This is a genomic window from Mycoplasma marinum (assembly GCF_004335975.1).
Taxonomy (GTDB): Bacteria; Bacillota_I; Bacilli_A; order Mycoplasmatales; family Metamycoplasmataceae; genus Mycoplasma_K; species Mycoplasma_K marinum.
Window position 1 is genome coordinate 1 of the sequence record NZ_PSZO01000084.1, and the last position, 1071, is coordinate 1071.

1 protein-coding gene is annotated in these 1071 nt (G+C 26.9%); it reads right to left on the reverse strand.

Going from position 1 to position 1071, the window contains the following annotated elements:
- Window positions 1–279: helix-turn-helix domain-containing protein (locus C4B24_RS04795; protein WP_168388379.1), on the reverse strand; the 279-nt coding region annotated here is incomplete at its 3' end.
- Between the last annotated feature and the right edge of the window lie 792 nt (window positions 280–1071).

Below are 1071 nucleotides of genomic sequence, written 5' to 3' on the forward strand. Positions count from 1 at the left end.
AAAATACTTTAGGAATAACTTCGAAAACTCTGGATAATTTTCAATGGGTAACTTGTGCTTGGTGATAAAGCGTTTTAGATAAATATCATTAGCTTTTTGCGCAATATACTTACCCTTAAACAAATTTCTTTCTATTTCTCGTTTAATTGTAGATTTTGCTCTTTTAAGTCTCTTAGCTATTTTTGAAATACTTTCTAAGCATTCATTTAAAAAGTATTCTATTTTTACTCTTTCTTCAAAGTTAATTTGTTTATAGTGTTTTTTAGTTGTATAATTCATATGGTCTCCTCATTTAGTCGTGTAGGGACTTTTCATTTACCTATTTTGAATAATTGCATATGAAAAGTGCCTCACTTAAATTTTAACTCTAAGTGTTGCACTTTAAATTTCAATCGAGGATTTAGTTTTAATGAATTTATGTAAATTTTCTTAAAAATACATCAATAATATTACGATAAAAAATAAGGTTTTCTAAAAGTGTTGGGCATAAAGCAAGAATAATTTATTCCCTCTAATTAAATAAAAAGAAACATTCATGGTGATGCTTTAAATTTTGTGCAAACTCCTATATTGTAAAATTACGTTAAAGGAGTTTTTATTATGAAAAACAAAAAAGTAAAACACTTAAAGAAGAGTTAACTAACATCTTGAAGGTGTATGGTTTACAAGAGGTGCGGCCCAGAGAATTACTTTCAGTAGTTAATTCTAAAGTATTTGGTCGGTATATAATATTCTTGTGAAGCGCGTTACTAGATAACGGCGTAAAAAAGGGAGGTCTTCTCCTTTTTTATTTCCCTTGATTTTTTGGTTATATTATTATAAATTTAATGCCATTATTTAATGCGTTTTAATTAATAATATCCTTTAAGGCTCTAGAGTTATTGGTTATTATTTTAATGTTCAAATCAGCATTTAGGAAGTCTGGGAGAAAGAATGTTGACTGTTAATTTAACTTACTTCTAATATCCATTGCGTAGTCTTTGTTTGGTTGTTTCATATTTAAATTATATCTAACTTAAGAACCTTGGAAGTTTCCATTAAGGGAAAATAATTAAATATTATATTTTGTAT